At 49.2% G+C, this 1,158-nt stretch carries 1 protein-coding gene; it reads left to right on the top strand.

The annotated features are described in order from the left end of the window. Positions 1–103: 103 nt before the first annotated feature. Entirely contained in the window at positions 104–1,141 is a 1,038-nt protein-coding gene (locus tag Q3A88_RS21845; RefSeq protein WP_317178665.1) for an IS630 family transposase, read from the top strand. The last annotated feature ends 17 nt before the right edge of the window (positions 1,142–1,158 follow it).

The raw sequence follows: 1,158 nt of genomic DNA, 5'->3' as shown, positions 1-1,158 counted from the left end.
CTAAATAGCTTCGCCAAATAGTAGATCACTCGAAGGGAACTCAGTCCGAGTTATGCGATCTGATCAATCGCCAAACCAAACAAATCACCAACCGGACTGAGCGATGCCGATCATAGCAGCAATCCCTGATGAAGAACGACGACTAATGCGTAAAGAAGCCCAACAAACACGTGATAAAAACTATTCCAGACGACTCATCGCCATACTGATGCTGCATCGGGGAATGACCGTTTCCGACGTCGCCAGACTGCTCTGTGCCGCTCGCTCATCCGTCGGGAGATGGATAAATTGGTTTACTTTACATGGTGTTGAAGGATTAAAAAGCCTCAAGTCTGGACGAGAACCACGCTGGCCAGTCGCGGATATCCTGCATATTTTGCCGCTTCTGGTTCAGCATTCCCCTCAGGACTTTGGCTGGCTGCGTTCCCGCTGGAGCACAGAGTTATTGGCACTTATCGTTAATCGGCTTTTTAATGTAGCGCTTCATCCCGCCACGTTGCACCGCTACCTGAAACGGGCAGGTATTGTTTGGCGCAGAGCCGCGCCAACACTGAAAATCAAAGACCCGTATTATGAGGAAAAGCGACTCGCCATCGAACAGGCCGTCGCCCAGCAGCAGACGAACCATCCGGTATTTTATCAGGATGAAGTGGATATCGACCTGAACCCGAAAATCGGCGCGGACTGGATGCGCAAAGGGCAACAGAAACGTGTGACTACGCCGGGACATAACCAAAAATATTATCTGGCAGGGGCGCTGCATTCGGGAACAGGACGAGTCCATTACGTCGGCGGCAGCAGTAAGTGTTCTGATTTATTTATCAATCTGTTAGAGGCATTACGGCGGACATATCGGCGAGCGAAAACCATTACGCTGGTCGTTGATAACTACATCATTCATAAAAGCCGTAAGGTGGAATGCTGGCTGGAAAAAAACAAGAAATTCCGGTTGCTGTTCCTGCCAACCTATTCACCATGGCTGAATCCAATTGAATTGCTGTGGTTGTCGTTGCACGAAACGATAACGCGTAACCATCAGTGCCGGTATATGTGGCAGTTACTGGAACAGGTAAAGCGATTTATGAATGCCGCTTCGCCGTTCCCCGGAAATCAACATGGTTTGGCTAAAGTGGAGCGGTAATATGCAAAGCTATTTAG

It is taken from the genome of Pectobacterium sp. HCp5_1, assembly GCF_032905925.1.
Taxonomy (GTDB): Bacteria; Pseudomonadota; Gammaproteobacteria; order Enterobacterales; family Enterobacteriaceae; genus Pectobacterium; species Pectobacterium brasiliense_A.
This window is presented reverse-complemented; position numbering and strand designations above follow the sequence as displayed.

Excerpts from the sequence above, each read along its gene's own strand:
- Q3A88_RS21845 (WP_317178665.1), top strand. The coding sequence starts at position 104 with ATGCCGATCATAGCAGCAATCCCTGATGAAGAACGACGACTAATGCGT.